This is a genomic window from Rhizobium sp. BK379, assembly GCF_014193955.1.
GTDB lineage: Bacteria > Pseudomonadota > Alphaproteobacteria > Rhizobiales > Rhizobiaceae > Rhizobium.
The window spans coordinates 1,960,996-1,980,489 of the sequence record NZ_JACIAD010000001.1 but is presented as its reverse complement, the minus strand read 5'-3'; the positions used below and the strand labels follow the sequence as shown (position 1 = coordinate 1,980,489).

General features: G+C 60.6%; 19 protein-coding genes and 1 pseudogene. 18 read left to right on the top strand and 2 right to left on the bottom strand.

Translation table 11 applies throughout. From position 1 onward, the window contains the following. Positions 1-8: 8 nt before the first annotated feature. Both FHT93_RS10100 and FHT93_RS10095 read right to left on the bottom strand, forming a co-directional pair. On the bottom strand, positions 9-920 hold the full coding sequence (locus FHT93_RS10100) for a response regulator (RefSeq protein ID WP_112971179.1): 912 nt from the start codon (positions 918-920) through the stop codon (positions 9-11). Beyond that, on the bottom strand, positions 913-4,296 hold the full coding sequence (locus tag FHT93_RS10095) for an ATP-binding protein (RefSeq protein WP_183847315.1): 3,384 nt from the start codon (positions 4,294-4,296) through the stop codon (positions 913-915). The genes FHT93_RS10100 and FHT93_RS10095 overlap by 8 nt, the downstream gene beginning before the upstream one ends. 218 nt (positions 4,297-4,514) lie before the next feature. Here FHT93_RS10095 and urtA point away from each other — a divergent pair, with 218 nt between their 5' ends. From urtA to ureG, 18 genes and pseudogenes are all read left to right on the top strand, one after another. Further along, positions 4,515-5,807 (top strand): urea ABC transporter substrate-binding protein, encoded by a 1,293-nt coding sequence (gene urtA / locus FHT93_RS10090; protein ID WP_112971177.1) that lies wholly within the window; start codon positions 4,515-4,517, stop codon positions 5,805-5,807. Between the two features lie 102 nt (positions 5,808-5,909). Then, on the top strand, positions 5,910-7,529 hold the full coding sequence (urtB, locus tag FHT93_RS10085) for an urea ABC transporter permease subunit UrtB (RefSeq protein WP_112971176.1): 1,620 nt from the start codon (positions 5,910-5,912) through the stop codon (positions 7,527-7,529). Continuing rightward, positions 7,526-8,590 (top strand): annotated as a pseudogene (gene urtC, locus FHT93_RS10080) (urea ABC transporter permease subunit UrtC); the annotation flags it as partial. The gene urtB and the pseudogene urtC, both read left to right, overlap by 4 nt. A 103-nt stretch (positions 8,591-8,693) precedes the next feature. Then, a complete protein-coding gene (gene urtD, locus FHT93_RS10075; RefSeq protein WP_112543998.1) occupies positions 8,694-9,449 on the top strand; it encodes an urea ABC transporter ATP-binding protein UrtD in 756 nt (251 codons plus the stop codon). Positions 9,450-9,678: 229 nt separating this feature from the next. Further along, entirely contained in the window at positions 9,679-10,041 is a 363-nt protein-coding gene (locus tag FHT93_RS10070) for a hypothetical protein (protein ID WP_246781569.1), read from the top strand. An 18-nt stretch (positions 10,042-10,059) separates the two neighbouring features. Beyond that, positions 10,060-10,755 (top strand): urea ABC transporter ATP-binding subunit UrtE, encoded by a 696-nt coding sequence (gene urtE / locus FHT93_RS10065; RefSeq protein ID WP_007816041.1) that lies wholly within the window; start codon positions 10,060-10,062, stop codon positions 10,753-10,755. Positions 10,756-10,931: 176 nt separating this feature from the next. Then, on the top strand, positions 10,932-11,756 hold the full coding sequence (locus FHT93_RS10060) for an urease accessory protein UreD (protein WP_112544000.1): 825 nt from the start codon (positions 10,932-10,934) through the stop codon (positions 11,754-11,756). Between the two features lie 20 nt (positions 11,757-11,776). After that, complete coding sequence (locus tag FHT93_RS10055; protein WP_112544001.1) at positions 11,777-12,079, top strand: urease subunit gamma; 303 nt, start codon at positions 11,777-11,779, stop codon at positions 12,077-12,079. Between the two features lie 10 nt (positions 12,080-12,089). Next, the gene (locus FHT93_RS10050) at positions 12,090-12,341 is read left to right on the top strand and encodes a DUF1272 domain-containing protein (RefSeq protein WP_113016880.1); all 252 of its coding nucleotides are present in this window, start codon (positions 12,090-12,092) and stop codon (positions 12,339-12,341) included. Positions 12,342-12,351: 10 nt separating this feature from the next. Next, positions 12,352-12,657: an urease subunit beta gene (locus FHT93_RS10045; RefSeq protein WP_183847311.1), complete on the top strand. Its 306-nt coding sequence runs from the start codon at positions 12,352-12,354 to the stop codon at positions 12,655-12,657. A gap of 28 nt (positions 12,658-12,685) precedes the next feature. Further along, complete coding sequence (locus FHT93_RS10040) at positions 12,686-13,096, top strand: lysozyme inhibitor LprI family protein (protein WP_183847309.1); 411 nt, start codon at positions 12,686-12,688, stop codon at positions 13,094-13,096. 16 nt (positions 13,097-13,112) lie between these two features. Further along, a complete protein-coding gene (locus FHT93_RS10035) occupies positions 13,113-13,736 on the top strand; it encodes a Urease operon accessory protein (protein WP_183847307.1) in 624 nt (207 codons plus the stop codon). A 3-nt stretch (positions 13,737-13,739) separates the two neighbouring features. Then, complete coding sequence (gene ureC / locus FHT93_RS10030; RefSeq protein WP_183847305.1) at positions 13,740-15,452, top strand: urease subunit alpha; 1,713 nt, start codon at positions 13,740-13,742, stop codon at positions 15,450-15,452. Between the two features lie 9 nt (positions 15,453-15,461). Next, positions 15,462-16,145 (top strand): TIGR02117 family protein, encoded by a 684-nt coding sequence (locus FHT93_RS10025; RefSeq protein ID WP_183847302.1) that lies wholly within the window; start codon positions 15,462-15,464, stop codon positions 16,143-16,145. 407 nt (positions 16,146-16,552) lie between these two features. Then, a complete protein-coding gene (locus FHT93_RS10020; protein WP_112544007.1) occupies positions 16,553-17,416 on the top strand; it encodes a GGDEF domain-containing protein in 864 nt (287 codons plus the stop codon). 85 nt (positions 17,417-17,501) lie between these two features. Next, a complete protein-coding gene (gene ureE, locus FHT93_RS10015) occupies positions 17,502-18,113 on the top strand; it encodes an urease accessory protein UreE (protein WP_183847300.1) in 612 nt (203 codons plus the stop codon). A gap of 6 nt (positions 18,114-18,119) precedes the next feature. Continuing rightward, complete coding sequence (locus tag FHT93_RS10010; RefSeq protein ID WP_183847298.1) at positions 18,120-18,791, top strand: urease accessory protein UreF; 672 nt, start codon at positions 18,120-18,122, stop codon at positions 18,789-18,791. A gap of 89 nt (positions 18,792-18,880) precedes the next feature. Continuing rightward, positions 18,881-19,492 (top strand): urease accessory protein UreG, encoded by a 612-nt coding sequence (gene ureG, locus FHT93_RS10005; protein WP_112544010.1) that lies wholly within the window; start codon positions 18,881-18,883, stop codon positions 19,490-19,492. Positions 19,493-19,494 lie beyond the last annotated feature (2 nt).

Sequence of the window (19,494 nt, the reverse complement as noted above, 5' to 3'; positions counted from 1 at the left end):
GCTATCCCTCACATCTCATGCAGGGCATGCGCCGCCTTGACGGCGGCGGATGCCCTGTTTTCGACCCCGAGCTTCACATAGATCTGTTCGAGGTGCTTGTTCACCGTTCGCGCAGAAAGTCCGAGGATCTCGCCGATATCGCGGTTGGCCTTGCCCTTGGCGATCCACATCAGCACCTCGGATTCGCGCTGTGTCAGCGCAAAATGCTGGCGCAGTACTTCGTCGTCGTTGCGCTGATTGGCGGCGGTCAAGCGGAAGAGATATTCGTCCGGGCCGATGGCGCCGAGGAAGGCGAGCTGCAGGGCAGCCTGGCCGGCATGGGCGATGGAAATCAGGGCATCGCGCGCGGCTGCGGCGCGTTCCTTCATCCAGTTGCCGATCGTGCGGGAGACGACTTCCATACCGTCGTCGCTCCCCATCGCGGCGTTGACGAGGCGGGTTGCCTGCGGCGTCGACCAATGGATCGCGCCGTTGCCTTTCACAGCCAGCAAATGGCGGCCAGCGGCATCGAGGGCGACGCGGGCGCTTTGCGCCGAGCGGGCATTGCGCAGGTGAACGCGGATGCGGGCACGCAGCTCGTCGATGTTGATGGGCTTCGACAGGTAATCGACGCCACCGGATTCCAGCGCATGGACTACATGCTCGGTTTCGGTGAGCCCGGTCATGAAGATGACGGGCACCTGGGCGACGGCGGCATTGGCCTTTAGCCTGCGGCAGGTCTCGAAACCATCCATCGCCGGCATGACAGCATCGAGCAGGATGAGATCGGGCGTGATGCGCTCGACGATACTGAGAGCCGCCGAGCCCGATGTGGCGATCAGGACGGAAAAACCAGACTGTTCCAGCGCATCCGTCAGGAAACCAAGCGCTTCTGGCGAATCGTCGACCAGCAGAACGATATCGCGCGGAAGCTCAGCCAACGGGTTCACCCTTTTCTTCGAACTTGTGCAGGAAATCCAGGAAGCCGGCGAGATCGAAGGCGCCAACATAGGAACGGAGTTCCTCGGTGAATGGCTGATTTGCCTCTACCTTGGCAAGGTCTGCGAGCTTGGCTTCTATGCCCCTGATGTAGCCTATTTCGCCGAGGCGCAGCAGTTCCTGCACATGTGCAGCACCGGGGCTCCTGAGCGGCAAGCTGGTTGCTGCCGGCACCGGTGTCTGATCGTCGGCATAGAGCCATTTCAGGCCGAGATGCAGGGCAAGCTTGTCGCGCAGTTGTTTGAGATCGACCGGCTTGCCGATCGAATCATTATGACTGTCGTCGCTGTCGCTGTGAGCGGCGGCATCGCCGATATTGGCTGAGAGCATCACAATCGGTGCAGTGCGCCCCGTTTCGCGCAGCCGGGAAACGAGCTGCCAGCCGTTCATGCCGGGCATGGAAATGTCGACGAGGAAGAGATCCGGCTCGATGCCTTCGACCAGCGTCAGGCAATCGGGGCCGCTTGCGGCCGTCAGCACGATGAAATCGAGCGGGACAAGAATTTCGCGCATCATCTCGCGATGGTCCTCGTTGTCATCGACGACGACGATGGTGCGACGCGGGCCGTCATAACTGACGATCTTCTTCTCCTGCGGCGGGGCAGCGGGGCGCATGACCGCCGACAGCATGAGGCGGACACGGAAGGTCGATCCCTTGTCTTTTTCGCTCGCCACGGAGATTTCACCGCCGAGCGTGTTGGTCAGAAGTCTCGTTATGGTGAGGCCAAGCCCGAGGCCGGGCATCGGGCGCACGCTCTCGGCCTCGCCGCGCTGGAAGGGCTCATAGATGCGCGCCAGATCCTTCTCTGCAATGCCGCGGCCTGTGTCGGAGACAGTGAATGTGGCGACCTGGCTGCGATAGCCGACATCGAAGGTGACGCTGCCTTCATCGGTGAACTTGACGGCGTTCGAAAGCAGGTTGACGAGGATCTGGCGAAGCCGCTTCTCGTCGGTACGCACGAATTGCGGCAGTGCCTGAGAGCGGTTGTGGATGAAGGTGAGGCCCTTTGCCTGCGCCTGCGGGCGGAACATATCAATGATCTGATCGAGGAAGTCCTGGATGTTGATCTCGTTCGAATACACCTGCAGGCGGCCGGCCTCGATCTTAGAAATATCCAGAAGGCCATCGATCAGGCCGGAGAGATGTTCGGCGCTGCGGCGGATGACCTTGATAGAAGACTGGCGCGGCGGCGGGATCGTCTCGTCGCGCTCGAGGATCTGCGCGTAGCCGAGAACGGCATTCAACGGTGTGCGCAATTCGTGGCTGAGGCCCACGACGTAGCGGCTCTTGGCGCGGTTGGCGGCCTCGGCCGTTTCCTTGGCAGTCTGCAGCGCGGCGTCGGTCTTCTTGTGGGCGGCGATCTCCTTGAGGAGCAGCGTGTTCTGGCGGGAGGATTCCTCCTCGGCAACGACGCGGCTGTCATGAGCAAGCACATAGAACCAGCAGGCGATGCCGGCGATAACAGAGAAGACGAAGAAGACGATCAGGATCGTGCGGTTGACCACTTCGGCTGTCTCCGGCGAGGCGGAACTCACCTGATGGGCAATCATCGCAAGGATTGCCCCGACGCCCGTCAGCGCCAATGCCACAGCGATGCCGTAGCGGCCGAGGCGTGTGGTTAGTTTCTGGACGATGGTTTCCGGCAGCAGGGTCTTTGCGACGGCGCCGACCTGCGCGTTGAAGCGGGCGTTCGGCTTGCACATGTCGTGGCAACGGCTGTCGAGCGAGCAGCACAGCGAGCAGATTGGCGCGGCATAGGCAGGGCACCAGGCCATGTCCTCGGGCTCGAACGGATGTTCGCAGACAGAGCAGGTGATGGTTGTCAGGTTCTTCCAGGCATGGCGCGGCTTGCGGGCGAGATAGAATTTGCCCTTCGTTATAAAGGCGATGGCAGGTGAGGCGATCAGTGCGATCACCAGCGTGATGTAGGGGGCAAGCGAGGCGGCGACCGACCCGAAAACCCCGAAATGGGCAATCAGAGCGACGCCTGCCGACAGTGTCATGGCGCCGAGGCCGACCGGGTTGATGTCGTAGAGGTGGGCGCGCTTGAATTCAATGCCGGGAGGGGCGAGACCGAGCGGCTTGTTGATGAAGAGGTCGGCCGAGATCGTGCAAAGCCAGGCCATGGCGATGATCGAGAATATGCCGAGCGTCTCCTCGAGCAGCCGGTAGATGCCGAGTTCCATCAGCAGCAGCGCGATCGCCACGTTGAAGACCAGCCAGATGACGCGGCCGGGATGGCTGTGGGTCAGGCGCGAGAAGAAGTTCGACCAGGCAAGCGACCCGGCATAGGCATTCATCACATTGATCTTCAGCTGCGAGACCACGACAAAAGCGGCCATCAGCAGCAGAGCGGCATTGTGCCAGGGGATCATGTAGCCGAAGGCGGTCAAATACATCTGTGCCGGGTCGGCGGCGCGGTCGACAGGTACGCCCGAGGTGAAGGTCAGCACCACGAGGAAGGAACCGGCGAGCAGCTTCGGCGCGCCGATGATGACCCAGCCCGGACCGGCGAGAAAGATCGCGAGGCGATGGCGCCATTTGCGCTGCGGGTCCGGCGGCAGGAAGCGCAGGAAGTCCGCCTGTTCGCCGATCTGTGACATCAGCGCCAGGATGACGGCCGATGCCGCGCCGAATTCGACGAGGTTGAAATCCGCTGTCGTGCCGGGCGGGCCAGAGGCGTGACGAATGCCGGCAAAGGCACGCCAGACATCGAATTGCTGCCAGTCCATCAGGGCGATGAAGATGAAGGGCAGGATATTCAGGACGATCCAGAAGGGCTGGGTCATCAGCTGGAACTTGCTGATGAGGCGCACGCCATGAGTGACGAGCGGGATCACCATGACGGCGCTGATGATGTAGCCGATCCATAGGGGTATGCCGAGCGTCAGCTCCAGCGCGCCGGACATGATCGAGGCCTCTATGGCAAAGAGCATGAAGGTGAAGCTGGCATAGATCAGCGAGGTGATGGTCGAGCCGATATAGCCGAAGCCGGCGCCGCGGGTCAAAAGGTCGATGTCGACGCCGTGGCGGATGGCGTAGCGGCTGATCGGCAGGCCGATCGCCAGCATCGCGATGGAGGCGACGATAATGGCGAAGAAGGCATTGGTGGTACCGTAAGAGAGCGTGATGGCGCCGCCGATCGCCTCCAGCGCCAGGAAGGAGATGGCGCCGATCGCCGTCTGCGAGATGCGCTGGGAGGAGAAACGCCGGGCGCTCTTGGCGGTGAAGCGCAGCGCGTAGTCTTCAAGCGTCTGGTTGGCGACCCAGCGATTGTATTCGCGGCGCACAGGAATGATGCGTTGGCGCGCTGCCATACGGCTCCTTCAGGCTTTCGTTCCCCTTATGACGCTTTCGTAACACGGATCATTCCGGGGCTTAAGAGTGCGATGCAGCGCAAAGCTGCACATTTCGCCCCGTCGACTACGTCAATCGACGTATACGGTTTTGCGGTGCAGCACCCGATAGTTCTTTAAGCAACAGTTAATCACCGTTTCCGGCCTGTTGCGGAACAAGAAGAGGGGAGTTCAACCAGATGAATCTCAGATCCACCATTACGGGCGCAGCACTCGGCGCGGTCATGGCCGCATCGGCTGCCTTCCATGGCGCAGTTGCTGCCGACGACACGATCAAGGTCGGCGTTCTGCACTCGCTCTCCGGCACGATGGCGATTTCCGAAACGACGCTGAAAGACGCCATGCTGATGCTCATCGACGAGCAGAACAAGAAGGGCGGTCTCCTCGGCAAGAAGCTTGAAGCCGTCGTCGTCGACCCGGCTTCCGACTGGCCGCTCTTTGCCGAAAAGGCACGCGAGCTGATCGAAAAGGACAAGGTTGCGGCCGTTTTCGGTTGCTGGACCTCCTCTTCGCGCAAGTCGGTCCTGCCGGTTTTCGAAGAGTTGAATTCGCTGCTCTTCTATCCCGTCCAGTATGAGGGGGAAGAATCCTCGCGTAACATCTTCTACACGGGTGCCGCGCCGAACCAGCAGGCGATCCCGGCGGTCGACTACCTGATGAACACCGAAGGCGTGAAGCGCTTCGTGCTCGAAGGCACCGACTACGTCTATCCGCGCACGACCAACAAGATCCTGGAAGCCTATCTCGAATCCAAGGGCATTCCGAAGGAAGACATCCTGATCAACTATACGCCGTTCGGATTCTCCGACTGGCAGACGGAAGTTTCCAAGATCAAGGAATTCGGTTCGGCCGGCAAGAAGACCGCTGTCGTCTCCACCATCAACGGTGACGCCAACGTTCCCTTCTACAAGGAACTTGGCAATCAGGGCGTCAAGGCAACCGATATTCCGGTCGTTGCCTTCTCGGTCGGCGAAGAAGAACTTGCCGGTCTCGACACCAAGCCGCTCGTCGGCCATCTCGCCGCCTGGAACTACTTCGAATCGGTCGATACGCCGATCAACAAGAAGTTCATCAAGGAGTGGCATGCCTATACCAAGAACGACAAGCGCGTGACCAACGACCCGATGGAAGCTGCCTATATCGGCTTCAATGCCTGGGTTAAGGCCGTTCAGGCTGCCGGGACGACAGATACGGATGCAGTTCTCGACCATATCATCGGTGTCTCCGTTCCGAACCTCTCCGGCGGTACCGCAACCGTCATGCCGAACCACCACATCACCAAGCCAGTGCTGATCGGTGAAATCCAGGCCAACGGTCAGTTCGAAATCGTCCAGCAGACTCCTGAAGTCGTCGGCGACGAATGGTCCGACTTCCTGCCGGACTCCAAGGATCTGATCTCCGATTGGCGCAAGCCGATGAACTGCGGCAACTTCAACGTTGCCACCGGCAAGTGCGGCGGCAAGGGTTCCTGAGTTAGCCCGTCCGACATGAGCCACAAGACTTCCGTCCGGACTTCAAATCCGGGCGGAAGCTTCGTCCTAGCGGTTGCCATGATAATTTAGGCGGGAAAGCCGATGTATCGCGCCATCAAGATCTTTCTTTTGACTGTTTGCCTGACACTGACAGGACTGACGGCTGGTCTGAAGGCCCAGGATGATGTCCACGCTCTTGTCGATGCGCTTGGCGTTGGCGGCTTTCCGGAGCGTGAAGCGGCCATCAAGGCGCTCGTCGCTTCCAAGGATGCGCATGTCAGCCAGATATTGCAGCAACTGAGCGACGGCCTGCTCTATGTGAATTCCGACGAGGGCGGTCCTGTGCTCGTTCAGGGCGGCACGGATGATGAGCCGACCTATTCCGATCCACTCACCGGCGAAGCCGTTGCCGATATCGATCCCGATACGATGTCGAAGGTGAAGATCAACAATTCGCTGCGCACGCTCATCGGCACGATGACGAGCCAGATGACGCTGCTGAGCCCCGATCGCGGCGCCCGCCTTGCGGCTGCCCAGGGGCTTTTGAAGGATGCCGATCCGGCCAATCTCGACCTCTTGAATTCCGCTTTGGCTGGTGAAAAGGACGCCGAGATCAAGAGCACGATGGAAGCGGCCCGCGCCGTCATGGTGCTGAAGAGCGATATGAGCGCCGACGAGAAGAGGGCGGCCATCGATACGGTTGCCGCGCGCGGCGGCCGTGATGCGCTGACTATCCTGACCACGGCGCTGGCGACGGCTCCGGATGATCTCAAGCCTGCCATCCAGGCGCATATCAGCACCATCAACCGCAGCCTGGCCCTCTGGAATATCGTCCAAAACGTCTGGTACGGGCTGTCGCTCGGCTCGGTGCTGCTTCTTGCGGCCATCGGCCTTGCCATCACCTTCGGCGTCATGGGCGTCATCAACATGGCGCATGGCGAGATGGTGATGATCGGCGCCTACACGACCTATGTCGTGCAGGAATATATCACTGCGAATTTTCCCGGCATGGCCGACTATTCGCTGGCCTTTGCCGTGCCTGCCGCCTTCGTGTTCACCGGTTTCGTCGGCCTTATCATCGAGCGCGTCGTCATCCGCTACCTCTATGGCCGGCCGCTGGAGACGCTCCTCGCCACCTGGGGCGTGTCTCTGATCCTGCAGCAGGCGGTGCGCACGGTCTTCGGCCCGACCAACCGCGAAGTACGCAATCCGAGCTGGATGTCGGGTGCTTTTGAATTCGGCGGATTGTCGATCACCTGGAACCGTCTCTGGATCATCGTCTTCTCCATGGCCGTCTTCGTGGCGCTGCTGATGCTGCTTAAGCGCTCCGCCTTTGGCCTGCAGATGCGCGCTGTCACCCAGAACCGCCGCATGGCCTCCTCCATGGGTATCCGCACCGGCTGGGTCGATGCCTTCACCTTCGCGCTCGGCTCCGGCATTGCCGGCATGGCGGGTGTCGCGCTCTCGCAGATCGACAACGTCTCGCCGAACCTCGGCCAGAGCTACATCATCGACAGTTTCATGGTCGTGGTCTTCGGCGGTGTCGGCAATCTCTGGGGCACGCTGGTCGGCGCTCTCTCGCTCGGTGTCGTCAACAAATTCCTCGAGCCCTTCGCCGGCGCCGTGCTCGGCAAGATCCTGGTGCTCGTCCTCATCATTCTCTTCATCCAGAAGCGTCCGCGCGGGCTCTTCGCACTCAAAGGAAGGGCGGTGGAAGCATGATTACGGCCTTCCTTCTCCGGTCTCTCGATCGCCGGATTTCCATTGCCATCGCCATCCTGCTGGTGGTCGCAGTTCTCGTGCCGGTGCTCAACCTGGCGACGTCGGCGGACAATCCGCTGCATGTGCCGACCTACATTATGGCCCTGTTCGGCAAGTACCTGACCTATGCGCTGCTGGCGCTGGCGCTCGATCTTGTCTGGGGCTTTTGCGGCATTCTCTCGCTCGGGCATGGCGCGTTCTTTGCACTCGGCGGTTATGCGATGGGCATGTATCTGATGCGGCAGATCGGCCCGCGCGGCGTCTATGGCGATCCTGTCCTCCCCGACTTCATGGTGTTCCTGAATTGGAAGGAGCTGCCCTGGTTCTGGCACGGCTTCGACCAGTTCTGGTTTGCGGCGCTGATGGTGCTGCTCGTACCCGGCCTGCTTGCCTTCGTCTTCGGTTGGTTTGCCTTCCGCAGCAGGGTCAACGGCGTCTATCTCTCGATCATCACCCAGGCCATGACCTACGCGCTGCTGCTCGCCTTCTTCCGCAACGACATGGGCTTCGGCGGCAATAACGGCATGACCGATTTCAAGGAAATCCTCGGCTTCAATGTGCAGGCGGATAGCACGCGTGCTACGCTCTTTGCGGCGACCGCGATCTTCCTTGCGCTCTCGCTGATGATTGCCTCGGCGATCGTGCGCTCGAAATTTGGCAAGGTGCTGGTCGGCGTGCGTGATGCGGAAAGCCGTACCCGCTTCCTCGGGTATCGCGTCGAGCATTTCAAGCTCTTCACCTTCGTCGTCTCGGCGATGATGGCAGGCATTGCCGGCGCGCTCTATGTGCCGCAGGTCGGCATCATCAATCCCGGCGAATTCGCGCCAGCCAACTCCATCGAAGTCGTCATCTGGACGGCTGTCGGCGGGCGGGCGACGCTGATCGGGCCGATCATCGGCGCCATCCTCGTCAATGGCGGCAAGACAATTTTCACCGGCCTCTTCCCCGATTACTGGCTTTTTGCGCTCGGCGGCCTCTTCGTGCTTGTAACGCTGTTCCTGCCGAAGGGCATCGTCGGCACGATCGCCCAGTATCTCGGCAAGCGGAAGCTGGTCTCGAACGGCGTGACGCCTGTTGCCGCCGAGGAGGGCGTCGAAGCAAAAATCCAGGCTGCGGAGTAGACCCATGATCCCCGACGTCAAACCCAACAGCGTGCTCTATCTCAACGGTGTCTCGGTCTCGTTCGACGGCTTCAAGGCACTCAACTCGCTCTCCATCGTCATCGAACCCGGCGAACTCCGGGCGATCATCGGCCCGAACGGCGCCGGCAAGACGACGATGATGGACATCATCACGGGCAAGACCCGGCCGGATGAGGGTGAGGTGTTCTTCAACGGCACGATCGATCTCACCAAGAAGGACGAGGCCGATATCGCCCAGCTTGGCATCGGCCGGAAATTCCAGAAGCCGACGGTCTTCGAAAGCCATACGGTCTGGGACAATCTGGAACTGGCGCTCAACCGCCGGCGCACGGTGTTTTCGACGCTCTTCTATCGCCTCTCCGGCGAGGACAAGGATCGTATCGATGAGATCTTGGAAACGGTGCGTCTGACGCATCGCCGAGATGAGCTTGCGGCCAACCTTTCGCATGGTCAGAAGCAGTGGCTCGAGATCGGCATGCTTCTCGCGCAGGAGCCGAAGCTGTTACTTGTCGATGAGCCCGTGGCAGGCATGACCGATGCCGAGACAGCGGAAACGGCAATCCTGCTCAAGGATATCGCCAAGACGCGGTCTGTCGTCGTCGTGGAGCACGATATGGGCTTCATCCGCGATCTCGGTGTGAAAGTGACCTGCCTTGCGGAAGGCTCGGTGCTGGCCGAGGGATCGATCGACTTCGTCAGTAACGATCCGAAGGTGATCGAGAACTATCTAGGTCGCTAAAAATGCAACTTCTAGGCTTGAACCTGGCAGGAGAAGGCGCTCTAGAACGAGCGGATTTTACGGTGGGGTTTCATAATGGCTTTTCTCGGAATTCTGGTCATGGCGATCGGCGGCGCGGCCGTCTGGTATTGGCGTTTGAAAATGATGCGTGAGGCAGGAAGGGAGATCATCGATTCCGTCGAGCGCATGCGGGGCCTACAAGCGCGGAAAGTTCCGCAAGCAGGCAGCGGTGGCACCGCTCGCTTCGATTGCCGATCCGGCGATTGCGGCAGTGGCCTTCTTCTTCTGCCTCGCCAAGGAGAAGCCGATGTATTTCGACGCGGCGAAGGATGTCGTGCGCGATCGAATGCACGGCATCATCCGGCCGGGCGACATGGAAGAGGTGCTGGTTTTCGGCGAATGGGCGTCCAAGAACGCCATCAGCCCCGAAGACCCGATCCGCCGCTTCCGCGACCTGTGGCTGCAGGCGCTCGACATGCAGGAGCGTCAGCAACTCATCGGCATTGCCGAGGACGTGGCCGCCGTCGGTGGCGAGAAAACGAAAGAACAGGAAAACGCCTTGCAGGTGCTGAGGCGTACGCTGATGAACTGATGGGGAATGGGTGAACGGATGCTGACAGTCGAAAACGCAAATCTTCATTATGGCGCGGCCCAGGCGTTGCGCGGCATCTCGATCAAGGCCGAGATGGGCAAGATCACCTGTGTGCTCGGGCGCAATGGCGTGGGCAAGAGTTCGCTCTTGCGCGCAGTCACCGGCCAGCATCCGATATCGGCGGGAACCATTACCTTCAACGATGCGAAGCTGAACGGCCTGCCGCCCTTTGCCCGTGCCAAGCAGGGCATCGGCTATGTGCCGCAGGGGCGTGAAATCTTCCCGCTGCTGACGGTGAAGGAAAACCTCGAAACCGGCTTTGCTCCGCTTGGCCGCCGCGACCGCAACATCCCCGACGATATCTTCAGTCTCTTCCCGGTGCTGAAGTCGATGTTGTCGCGTCGCGGCGGCGATCTCTCGGGCGGGCAACAGCAGCAGCTGGCGATCGGACGTGCCATGGTCACGCGGCCGAAGATCCTGGTGCTCGACGAGCCGACCGAGGGCATCCAGCCGTCGATCATCAAGGATATCGGCCGGGCGATCCGTTATCTCCGCGATTCCACCGGCATGGCGATCCTGCTTGTCGAGCAGTATCTCGACTTCTGCCGCGAGCTTGCCGACTACGTCTACATCATGGACCGCGGCGAGATCGTGCATGAGGGCCTTGCCGAAACGCTGGATACGCCGGAAGCGCGCCGCCATCTGACCGTATGACCTCTCTGGCGATCGCGCTGGCAGATGCCGCATTTTGCGGCAGATGCCTTGCGCGTCATCCTTATGGCCCGTGGGGGCATGGGCTTTTGGAAAGCGGCACGGGACTTGCTTTGTTGCAATCAACAGAGACATTCAACGCAAGTTGCCAGACAGGATGGCTTCTGCACGGGGGTGGCATGACAGGTGCGGCGGCGGGCATCACGAGACCGCAAAGAGCGGAAGGACGCGGGCATCTCGCCGCCAAGGTGCAGGGCGGGCGTACGCGGATTCAAGAGCTTTATCAGGAAGGTGCGGCAAAGATCCGCCTGCCGGATACGTTCGATGCCTCGATGGAGGCCGTCATCATCAATACGGCCGGCGGGCTGACCGGCGGCGACCGGATGAACTGGAGCATATCGGCTGGAGCGGGTACGCGCATTGATGTGACGACGCAAGCCTGCGAGAAGATCTACAAGGCATCGGCCGGAACGGCAGAGGTGACGACACAGATCGCGGTCGGACCGGGCGCCCGCGTCGACTGGCTGCCGCAGGAGACCATTCTTTTCGATCGTGCCTCGCTGTTTCGCCGGCTGGATGTCGATCTCGATGACAGCGCGGAGTTCCTTGCCGTCGAAGCCATCCTGCTCGGCCGCACCGCCATGGGCGAAACGATGGAGACGGGGCTGTTTCGCGACCGCTGGCGCATCCGCCGCTCGGGCCAGCTTGTTCATGCCGAGGAACTGCGCCTTTCTGATGCGGTGGCGCTGCTTGCTGCAGAGCAGGCGGTGCTCGGCGGGCAGGTGGCCTTTGCGACGGTGCTTTACGCAGGGCCGATGTCCGAACCCTATCTCGCCAAGGTGCGGCCGCTGCTGGACGGGCATATGGGCGGAGCGAGTGCCTGGAGCGACAAGATCGTCGTGCGCCTTGCGGCAGCCGATGGTTTTGCGCTGAGAAAAATCCTGATCCCGGTCATTTCCGCCTTGCGCAACGGAGCGCCTGTGCCGAAAGTCTGGAATCTGTAAGTTCAACAAGCGGGTAGACGATGAACCTCACTCCGAGAGAAAAAGACAAGCTGTTGATTTCCATGGCCGCCATGGTGGCGCGCAAGCGGCTGGAGCGCGGCGTCAAGCTGAACCATCCGGAAGCCATAGCCCTCATTAGCGACTTCGTCGTCGAAGGCGCACGTGATGGCCGCCCGGTCGCCGAACTGATGGAGGCCGGAGCCCATGTGATCAGCCGCGACCAGGTGATGGAAGGCATTGCCGAGATGATCCACGACGTGCAGGTCGAGGCGACTTTCCCCGACGGCACGAAGCTGGTGACCGTTCACGAGCCGATCCGCTGAGGAGTACGCCATGCTGGAGCTTCGACCCAATTGCGAATGCTGCGACAAGGATCTGCCGCCCGACAGTGCGGAAGCGATGATCTGCACGTTCGAGTGCACGTTCTGTGCGGATTGCGTTGACAATGTCCTCAAGGGCGTATGCCCGAATTGCGGCGGCAACCTCGTAGCCAGACCGATCCGGCCTGCGGCGAAGCTCCTGAATAATCCGGCGTCCACGAAGCGTGTTCTGAAGGCCGAGGGCTGCGCGCCCAAGGTGGCTTAAGGAGAGACAAATGATCCCTGGCGAAATCATTGCTGCAAGCGGCGAGATCGAGCTCAATGCCGGCGTGCCGACCGTGACGCTGGAGGTTTCCAATACCGGTGACCGTCCGGTTCAGGTTGGCAGCCACTATCATTTTGCCGAGGCCAATGCCGGCCTGTCCTTCGATCGTGACAAGGCTCACGGCATGCGCCTCGACATTCCCGCCGGCACGGCTGTGCGTTTCGAGCCGGGCCAGACCCGTTCGGTGACGCTCATACCGGTCTCCGGCAAGCGTGAAGTCTATGGCTTCCGCCAGCTGGTCATGGGCCGACTCTGATCAAAAAGAAAATGACAGGAGGAAATACATGCGCTTGAAGATCGGGTTCATCGGTGCGGCGCTGATGCTGCTGGCCGCAGGTGGCGCCCATGCCGAGGACGTGGATTGCGACAATGCGCAGACACAGTCCGATATGACCAGTTGCGCGCAGGCGCGCTATGACGAGGCCGACAAGGGCCTCAACGCCCAGTACAAGCTGACGCGCGCCGCCATGGTGGCAATCGACAAGGATCTCGACGATGACATGAAGGGTGCCGAGCAGGCGCTGCTCAAGACACAGCGCGCCTGGATCAACTATCGCGACGCGCAATGCGAGAATTACGGTTTCCAGGCCCGCGGCGGCACGATGGAGCCGATGCTGGTGGCGGGCTGCCTGGCCGACCTCACGGATGCCAGGACCAAGGAGCTCAAGGAGCTTGCCGAAGGGATGGGCCAGTAAGGTGGGCAGGGCAATCATGATCGTGGGTAATGGCGACGTGGGAGAAGGCGGAGCAGAGGTCATCGACGCCGCTGACTTCGTCATCCGCTTCAACGAGTGCCGTTCTTATGGCGCCGGCGGCACGCGCACCGATGTGATTGCGGTGTGCAATACCGGTCGGCCCGCCAAGGCGATGCTCGCTTCGGAAAGCTGGCGCATCCATCCGGCCACACTCGAAGCCGCGGAAATCTGGAGCGTGCGCGATCCCGAAAAATTTGCAGCCCTGCGCGCGCCGCTTGCCGTCTCGCATCCTGAGCTCGATGATTTCTGCGATGACTACACAAGCCAATTCAACGACTTCTGCGTGCAAGCTGGCAAGCTACATCGGGTCGTTGATATCAAGATTCATGAAAGCATCGATCAGGCGCTTTCTGCCTTCTCGCCGGCACCTTACGTCGTGCCGAGCAGCGGCATGATCGTGATCGGCGACGTGCTCGACAGATTTCCCGACGATGATGTGACGCTTGCCGGCTTCGGCCATGTGGGCTGGGCGTGGCATCCCTTTGCCGCAGAAAAGCAGCTCGTCGATTCCTATGTTGCGGCCGGCCGCCTGACGCGGCTTGCCGGAAAGCCGCTCGCCTCTTCCTCCCAAGGAGCCTGATAGATGCCATACAAGATCTCCCGCGCGGCTTATGCCGGCATGTTCGGTCCGACCACCGGCGACAAGGTCCGCCTTGCCGATACGGAGCTATTCATCGAGATCGAAAACGACTTCACCACCTATGGCGAAGAGGTGAAGTTCGGCGGCGGGAAGGTTATCCGTGATGGCATGGGCCAGAGCCAGGTGACGCGGGCAGGCGGGGCTGTCGACACCGTCATCACCAATGCCGTCATTGTCGACCATACCGGCATCTACAAGGCCGATATCGGCCTGAGGGATGGTCGCATTGCCGCGATCGGCAAGGCTGGCAATCCGGATATGCAGCCCGATGTCAACATCATCGTCGGCCCGGGTACGGAAGCGATCGCCGGCGAGGGCAAGATCCTCACAGCCGGCGGCATGGACAGCCATATCCATTTCATCGCTCCGCAGCAGATCGAGGAAGCGCTGATGAGCGGGCTCACCTGTATGCTCGGCGGCGGCACCGGGCCGGCGCACGGCACGCTTGCGACGACCTGCACGCCCGGCCCCTGGCATATCGCCCGCATGATCGAGGCGGCCGATGCCTTCCCGATGAACCTCGCTTTTGCCGGCAAGGGCAACGCGTCGCTGCCCGGCGCATTGCAGGAAATGGTGCTCGCCGGCGCGACCTCGCTGAAGCTGCATGAGGATTGGGGCACGACACCCGGCGCCATCGACTGCTGCCTTTCGGTTGCCGACGAATATGACGTGCAGGTGATGATCCATACGGATACGCTGAACGAAAGCGGCTTCGTCGAAGATACGATCGGCGCCATCAAGGGCCGTACCATCCATGCCTTCCATACGGAGGGTGCGGGTGGCGGTCATGCGCCCGACATCATCAAGATCTGCGGCCAGCCGAACGTCATTCCCTCGTCCACCAACCCGACGCGGCCCTACACGGTCAATACGATTGCCGAGCATCTGGACATGCTGATGGTCTGCCATCACCTGTCGCCATCGATCCCGGAGGATATCGCCTTTGCCGAAAGCCGTATCCGCAAGGAGACGATCGCGGCGGAAGACATCCTGCACGATATCGGCGCCTTCTCGATCATTTCCTCCGACAGCCAGGCCATGGGCCGAGTTGGCGAAGTGCTGATCCGCACCTGGCAAACGGCAGACAAGATGAAGCGCCAGCGCGGCCGTCTGAAAGAAGAAAAGGGCGATAACGACAATTTCCGTGTCCGCCGTTACGTCGCCAAATACACGATCAACCCGGCGATTGCGCACGGCCTGTCGCATGAGATCGGGTCGATCGAAGTCGGCAAGCGCGCCGACCTCGTCCTCTGGAATCCGGCCTTCTTCGGCGTGAAGCCGGATATGGTACTGCTTGGCGGCTCCATTGCGGCAGCCCCCATGGGCGACCCGAATGCCTCGATCCCAACGCCGCAGCCGGTGCATTACCGTCCGATGTTTGCCTCTTTCGGCAAGAGCCTGACGAATTCTTCCGTCACCTTCGTCTCCCAGGCTTCGCTCGATGCCGGGCTCAAGGGTCGCCTCGGCGTCGCCAAGAATCTGGTTGCCGTAAAGAACACACGCGGCGGCATCTCCAAGGCGTCGATGATCCACAACGACCTCACTCCCGATATCGAGGTCGATCCGGAAACCTACGAAGTACGGGCGAATGGGGAGTTGCTGACCTGCGAACCGGCGACAGTGCTGCCGATGGCGCAGCGTTATTTCCTGTTCTGAGTTTCCTTCATGATCGGTGCGAAGCTGGCAGTGCGATGGCTGATACGGGCAGTCGCGGTGCTTTTGTTATTGATGGCCGGCGGCACCTTCATCCCAAGACCGCTGCTCGTGGCAGCCGAAGCATCTTCGGCGGCAGTGCCTTCAAAGCATATTCTGCTGCTTTCCGGGCCGATCCACACGGATATAGCGATCCCGCTCGATGATCGGCTCCGGGCTTCCTTTCTATTCCTCGAAGATGCCGGCATTCCGGTGAGCGATCCTGCCGCACAATGGCTGGTCTTCGGGTGGGGCGGGCGCTCATTCTATCTGGAGACGCCGACCTGGGCCGATCTGAAGCCGATGCCGGTGTTTCGCGCCCTGACGATCGACAACTCGGTGATGCATGTCGATGTTGCCGGAGGTATTTCGGAGACCCATCCAGCGGTGAAAGTTCTCGATGTCGATGGCGAACGGTTCGAGAAGCTGCTCGGCTTCATCAATGACAGTTTCATCCGGGAAAACGGAGTTGTCGTGTCGGTCGGCGACAGGGGATATGGCGATTACGACAGGTTCTTCGAGGCGAGGGGCTATTTCAATGCGCTATTTGGTTGCAATACATGGACTGCCGCTGCGCTACGGACAGGCGGCTTGCGAACGGGTTTCTGGAACCCGTTGCCGCAGACGCTGGTGCTTTCGCTTAGCCTCTATAATTGAAGTATAGAGGATCTCCTGCAACCTGGCGCCGCTGACGGCGCGGCGCTATTTTTCGTTTTAACCCTTGTGTTTTCGACGCACTGTCCCCCGCTGTTACCCTTAAAGTGAATTCTGAGCATCATTCCCCGACTAGTTGTGAAAATCAGTGGATAGACTGTGGTTTTTAAGCCATAGGTCATTCTGGAACAGGCACCGATTGTGCTCCGTAAAATCCCTTTGAAATCAAGTTTTTAGATGTATTTCCCATAGTGGTCAGGTCTGTGCCGAAAAGTTGCACTTCCTGCTAGAAAAAACAGAACGGTTGAATCCCCCGAAATCACTCGAATTTTAGCGATTGAATTAAGACCTCCGCAGCAACTGCGACCCTATCAATGGCCTGAAGACGCTGGGCAGGAAGGCCGATTCTCATGGAAAACTGGATATCGCTTCAGGCTGAGCTAGGCAGTTTCGAGCATCGCAAAACCGTTTATACTTTTGCGCTGAAGATGAGTTTTCTGGCAGTAATACTGTCCGGCTTCATCATCGTGATCACGCTGCCGCCGCTCAACTTCATGGGTGTGCTGCCGATTACCCTCGGGCATGCCATGATCTTTGCCATCATCCTCTCCTGGCTGATCGGCGGAATGGTGTCCGGCGTGCTGTCGCTCGTGGCAGGCTTTGCCATCCATGACCTGACTGTCTCCCGTGCCAAATTCGAAAAGCTCAGCCGCACCGATACGCTCTCCGGGCTCCTGAACCGGCGCGCTTTCACCGATGCCCTGGAGAGGGTGGAGGGAGACGCTTGCCTCGCCATTTTCGATGTCGACCGCTTCAAGGCGATCAACGACCGTTTCGGCCATGGCTGCGGTGATGCCGTCATTACGGCCGTCTCAGCCATGCTTTCTGCGGCTTTCGATGGCGCTTCGGTCGTGGCGCGGCTCGGCGGGGAGGAATTCGGTGTCGTCGTTCAGGGCGGGACGCCGGAGGAGCGGGTAGCGCGCATCGAAGGGGTGAGGGCGCAGATTGCAGCGCAGCCCATTCCGGCGGATGGGCACGACGTCACGATCACGATATCAGGCGGCATTGCCGATCTCCATGAGGGGCGCGACAAAGAGGCGGTCTATGCCTCCGCCGACAAGGCGCTCTATCTCGCCAAGGCACTCGGCCGCAATCGTGTCGTCCACGAGAGGGAAGGGCTGAATCACGCCTGGCACGGGCTCGTCGAAAATGGCCTCGGCGTTCAGGGTATTGCGCCTGACGAGGCGGGCCTGCTGCAGGCGTCGGGAATCTAGAGCTGCCAGTTACGAAACGTGCATTGGTGCTTGCATCGCGAAGGGCTATTTTGCATGGTCTAGGTCCCAGTTTAACGGATATCTCATGCAGCGCGTTACATCTTATCTGCCCGCCGGCACCCCTTCTTCCCACCCGACCTCACAGGTCAAGCTGCCGCACGATCTGCGGCACCTGCGCCGCAAGCTCCTGCATCTGGAGAACGGCGAGATGGTGATGCTCGATCTCAAGGAGCCGGTGCTTTTTGCCAATGGTGACATGCTGGTGCGCGAGGATGGTGAACTGATCGAAATCCTTGCCGCAAACGAAAAGCTGTTCGAGGTGCGCGGCCGCGACCGCGCGCATCTGATCGAACTTGCCTGGCATCTCGGCAACCGTCATCTCTCTGCGCAGATCGAGGAGGATCGCATCGTGATCCTGCGCGATCATGTCATCCGCACCATGCTGCAGGGGTTGGGCGCGATGGTGCTCGACATCGAAGAGCCCTTCCAGCCGGCGCGTGGCGCCTATCATTCCCATGGCGGACATTCGCACGGTCATGATCATCACGATCACGATCACGGCCATGACCATGGTCACGATCACCACGACCACGATCACCACGGCCATGATCACCATGACCATCACGACCATGATCGTCATGACCATGACCATGAGCATGGGCATGACCACGGCCACCACAATCATAAACACGATTGACGCTTGATGGCCGAGGATCGTGAGCTGCAGGCCTTGTTGCGCCTGACGGCGTGGCTTTCGCCGGCTTTTCCCGTTGGTTCATTCGCCTATTCCGGCGGGCTGGAGCGGGCCGTGGCGGATGGGCTGGTGCGCGATGCCGACATGTTGCGGCGCTGGCTGCAGACGCTGACCGGCAACGGCTCCGTCTGGAACGACGCCGTGCTTTTTGCCGGGAGCCATCGGGGTTATCACGATGGCGATCGTCTTGCGGAGCTCGCCGGGCTTGCTGCAGCGCTTGCCGGTTCGCGCGAGCGGCATCAGGAGACGATGCTGCTTGGCGAAGCCTTTCTGACGGCTGCACAGGCCTGGCCTGACGACGTGTTCAGCCGATTGCCGAAGAGGGTCGCCTATCCGGTGGCTGTCGGTGCGGTGACGGGCGCACATGGGATAGCGCTTGAGCAGGCGCTCGCTGCTTTTCTTCACGCCTATCTTTCCCAGGCGGTATCTGCCGGCATCCGGCTTGGTGTCGCAGGACAGAGGGATGGCGTTGCCATTCTCGCCGGGCTTGAAGCGCATGTGATGGATATTGCCGCGCGCGCTGCCCGCTCCAGCCTCGACGATCTGGGTTCGGCAACGGTTCAGGCCGACATTGCTGGGCTTCGCCACGAGACTCAGCAGACCCGGTTGTTCCGCTCCTGAGCAGGGAGATCGTCCCTGCATCTGCGTCATTTGACGGTGGCGGGAAGCTGGCGCTTCGCTATCATCCGACTTCGATTGGAGTAAGACACATGAAATCAAGAAACGGACCTCTGCGGGTCGGCATCGGCGGACCGGTTGGCTCGGGCAAGACGGCGCTGACGGAAAAGCTCTGCAAGGCGATGCGCGACGATTATTCGGTCGCCGTCGTGACGAACGACATCTACACGACCGAGGATGCCGAAGCACTGGTGCGCATGCAGGCGCTGCCATCAGACCGGATCGTCGGCGTTGAGACCGGCGGCTGCCCGCATACGGCCATCCGCGAGGATGCGACGATCAACCTGCAGGCCATTGCCAACCTCAACGAGCGCATTCCCGATCTCGACGTCGTCTTCATCGAATCCGGCGGTGACAATCTGGCGGCGACGTTCTCGCCTGATCTTGCCGACATCACCATCTATGTGATTTCCGTCTGCCAGGGTGAGGAAATTCCGCGCAAGGGCGGGCCGGGCATTACCCGATCGGATCTTCTCGTCATCAACAAGAAGGATCTGGCGCCTTATGTCGGGGCTGACCTCGAAGTGATGGACCGGGATGCAACGCGCATGCGCGCGACGCGTCCGTTCGTCTTTTCCGACATGAAGCGCGGTGATGGCATCAGTTCGATTGTCGACTTTCTGCGCGTGCAGGGCGGTCTTTAAGG

What these genes read in the sequence shown, in the direction of transcription:
- FHT93_RS10095 (WP_183847315.1), bottom strand. Translation starts at nt 4,296, where the DNA reads ATGGCAGCGCGCCAACGCATCATTCCTGTGCGCCGCGAATACAATCGC.
- urtA (WP_112971177.1), top strand. Translation starts at nt 4,515, where the DNA reads ATGAATCTCAGATCCACCATTACGGGCGCAGCACTCGGCGCGGTCATG.
- urtB (WP_112971176.1), top strand. Translation starts at nt 5,910, where the DNA reads ATGTATCGCGCCATCAAGATCTTTCTTTTGACTGTTTGCCTGACACTG.
- urtD (WP_112543998.1), top strand. Translation starts at nt 8,694, where the DNA reads ATGATCCCCGACGTCAAACCCAACAGCGTGCTCTATCTCAACGGTGTC.
- urtE (WP_007816041.1), top strand. Translation starts at nt 10,060, where the DNA reads ATGCTGACAGTCGAAAACGCAAATCTTCATTATGGCGCGGCCCAGGCG.
- FHT93_RS10060 (WP_112544000.1), top strand. Translation starts at nt 10,932, where the DNA reads ATGACAGGTGCGGCGGCGGGCATCACGAGACCGCAAAGAGCGGAAGGA.
- FHT93_RS10055 (WP_112544001.1), top strand. Translation starts at nt 11,777, where the DNA reads ATGAACCTCACTCCGAGAGAAAAAGACAAGCTGTTGATTTCCATGGCC.
- FHT93_RS10050 (WP_113016880.1), top strand. Translation starts at nt 12,090, where the DNA reads ATGCTGGAGCTTCGACCCAATTGCGAATGCTGCGACAAGGATCTGCCG.
- FHT93_RS10045 (WP_183847311.1), top strand. Translation starts at nt 12,352, where the DNA reads ATGATCCCTGGCGAAATCATTGCTGCAAGCGGCGAGATCGAGCTCAAT.
- FHT93_RS10040 (WP_183847309.1), top strand. Translation starts at nt 12,686, where the DNA reads ATGCGCTTGAAGATCGGGTTCATCGGTGCGGCGCTGATGCTGCTGGCC.
- FHT93_RS10035 (WP_183847307.1), top strand. Translation starts at nt 13,113, where the DNA reads ATGATCGTGGGTAATGGCGACGTGGGAGAAGGCGGAGCAGAGGTCATC.
- ureC (WP_183847305.1), top strand. Translation starts at nt 13,740, where the DNA reads ATGCCATACAAGATCTCCCGCGCGGCTTATGCCGGCATGTTCGGTCCG.
- FHT93_RS10025 (WP_183847302.1), top strand. Translation starts at nt 15,462, where the DNA reads ATGATCGGTGCGAAGCTGGCAGTGCGATGGCTGATACGGGCAGTCGCG.
- FHT93_RS10020 (WP_112544007.1), top strand. Translation starts at nt 16,553, where the DNA reads ATGGAAAACTGGATATCGCTTCAGGCTGAGCTAGGCAGTTTCGAGCAT.
- ureE (WP_183847300.1), top strand. Translation starts at nt 17,502, where the DNA reads ATGCAGCGCGTTACATCTTATCTGCCCGCCGGCACCCCTTCTTCCCAC.
- FHT93_RS10010 (WP_183847298.1), top strand. Translation starts at nt 18,120, where the DNA reads ATGGCCGAGGATCGTGAGCTGCAGGCCTTGTTGCGCCTGACGGCGTGG.
- ureG (WP_112544010.1), top strand. Translation starts at nt 18,881, where the DNA reads ATGAAATCAAGAAACGGACCTCTGCGGGTCGGCATCGGCGGACCGGTT.